Here is a 2,323-nt window from a genome sequence, read left to right on the forward strand (position 1 = left end):
CCCTGGAAGGTGATGTCACCATCGAAGGCGGCTGCGATCGGCGTGCCAACGGGAGCCGCCCAGTCGACGCCCTTGTGGATGCGAACGGTGCCGAGAATTGGATGCTTGCGTGGCCCGAAGGTGGATGTCATCACCCCGTTGACGGGCGTGACCATGCCGTTGGTGACCGTCAGCGAGCGGACCTGATCGTCACCGGTAACGCACGCAAACTGGCCCTCGCTCAGCTGGAAGACGAAACAGTCGAGGCTCTTTTCGGTGCCCTGCACGCCGACATACAGCACACGCCCGTCAGTCTCGCCCTTGCCGCGCGACGTTTGCGAGTAGATCAGCACAAGGCGCTGGTCCTCGCTGGCGAAGGCGTCCAGATCCTGCCCTCGCGATAGGTACATGATCGCTTCGCCGATCACGCCGGTTGGAACACTGTTGCGAGCCGCCGTCGAGTAGATCGCGTCGAGCAGGCGATACTGCCGCTTGTGCGTGCCTTCCCCCTGTGCGCCCGAATAGTTGAACAGATCTTCACGGACCCAGGGATCGACACCCGATACGAATGCGCCCGCCGCATTGCGTGTCAGCGTGCCGACAAAGACGTTCTTGGCGTAGATGGACACCTGCATCAGCGACATGGTCGTCGTCTCGCGCCTCGGCCTGAAACCACGCATGGCGATGACATAGCCCGGTTCCAGGCCGTCGCGGTTGAAAAGCGCCTTCAGCGCTTGCCCTGCCAGCTTGGCGTCCTCTGCGGAGAAATGCGCATCGAGCGCGACGCTGTCCAAAGAGCGGTCGTTGAGGATTTTCACGAACGTGTCTTCGGTCGCCTCGAACCGCTGATACTCATTCGAGACGGTTGCGACACTCGTGTTGTTTTCGATCTGCGTCTTCTGGAATGCGGGAAGGGCTGCATCGCCCGCATCGATGGTCTCGCCCCAGCCGGCTTCGGGATCATCGGCGTCCGCCCTTTGGTCGGGCGCTGCGGCTGGTTCCCCCTCTATCGGCGATGGCTCAAGATCATTCTGCAGATCACCGGATGGGGGGGCAGCAGTCTTTCGTTGCGCCTGGAAGAATGCAAAATCCTCTTGCGTCGACGGTATCGTTGTCATGAATTTTTCGCTCGCGCTAAGCATGACGTCAGACAGGATTTCGATCTGTGGAGAAACGCCGGCCTGGTTGAGTTCCGCCGGGCGCGGCATTGTCCGGCCTTTGGTTGCGGCGCTGGCATCGGGCGCCAGCGTGATCCACATCGGGTCCCCCGCCAGATCGATAATGGCTGGCACATACACGGATGCGTCCGCCGGCATATCGTCCGCCCCTTCGACCGCATGCAACTCCTCGTCTTCGTCTCCGAACGACCAATACTCGGCGGTGAGGTAGAAACCGGCGGCGATAGAGAGCAGCACAGCCACCGCGAGACCGGCAACAAGCCTGTGCCGAAGCGTGCGCCTGCGAAGGGCCGCGCGCGCCTGCTTTTTCTGCCTGAAGCTCGTGTCGATACCGTGCGTCACGGATTGCTTCCCGTAAGGAAGAAAGTCCACCGCGCCTGTTCGAGGGTATCGACTTCAAGAAATTGTGCCGCGATATGGCCGCGCTGCCAGCACTCGTCGATGCCGCGTATCGAAAAACGTCGCCGCTCAATGCACATTTCGGTCGATCCTGTGAGGATCGCATGACCAAACACGTCCGTTGCGTAGATGTAGATGTAGCGGTTCGTCAGTTCCTCACGAATGACGTTTACGCATTGATTGGCGCCGATGGTCCACCAGCCATCGGTCTGGTCCGCATTGTCGACCTTCTGGCCGACGGCGAGATTGACGACATCCAGAGTCTGATTGCAGACCGTGAACTCGGCGCGCGCTTCGCTGGATGACAGCACGGCCAACAGGGCCGCCCCCCCCATGACCGCAAGCCTCATGCTGCCACGCAGGGCAGGGGCCCGAACCGGATCAAACTGCCTTATCGGCGGGTCAGAGCGGCTGAGTTGCATCGGGCGCCCATGCTATCCGCCGAGCCGGAAATACTGGGCGGTGGCAGAGAATTGAGACCCGTCGGTCTCGATTTCTTCGAGAATCTTGGGGAGCAGCACCGAGGCTGGCATGGGCGTGGAGAACGCGGCTGCCTGGATGTCCTGAGGGCCCGTGATCACCATTATGATCTGCGGCACCGCCTTTCCGGCGGCTTTGTCGGCGGCCCCGAGACCAATCGGGATGCTGAAAGTAGCCTTGCCGGGTTCTACGACGATGCGGTCGTCGAGATTGAACACCATGCCTTTATGGTCGATCAACAGCACGCTGGACCTGAGCCCGCCACGCGTCACCAGCGTTCCGCTGAT

Annotated in this window: 1 protein-coding gene and 2 pseudogenes; all 3 read right to left on the reverse strand. The window is 61.3% G+C overall.

Translation table 11 applies throughout. The features are described from left to right. A pseudogene (locus tag EN991_RS32660) lies at nucleotides 1-1,499 on the reverse strand (M23 family metallopeptidase); the annotation flags it as partial. Continuing rightward, complete coding sequence (locus tag EN991_RS32665; protein ID WP_024504491.1) at nucleotides 1,496-1,906, reverse strand: DUF1036 domain-containing protein; 411 nt, start codon at nucleotides 1,904-1,906, stop codon at nucleotides 1,496-1,498. The pseudogene EN991_RS32660 and the gene EN991_RS32665, both read right to left, overlap by 4 nt. Before the next feature lie 84 nt (nucleotides 1,907-1,990). Continuing rightward, nucleotides 1,991-2,323, reverse strand: a pseudogene (locus tag EN991_RS32670) (serine/threonine protein kinase); the annotation flags it as partial.

Source organism: Mesorhizobium sp. M7A.F.Ca.US.005.03.2.1, assembly GCF_003997795.1.
In the GTDB taxonomy this organism is placed as follows: domain Bacteria; phylum Pseudomonadota; class Alphaproteobacteria; order Rhizobiales; family Rhizobiaceae; genus Mesorhizobium; species Mesorhizobium ciceri.

What these genes read in the sequence shown, in the direction of transcription:
- EN991_RS32665 (WP_024504491.1), bottom strand. Translation starts at nt 1,906, where the DNA reads ATGAGGCTTGCGGTCATGGGGGGGGCGGCCCTGTTGGCCGTGCTGTCA.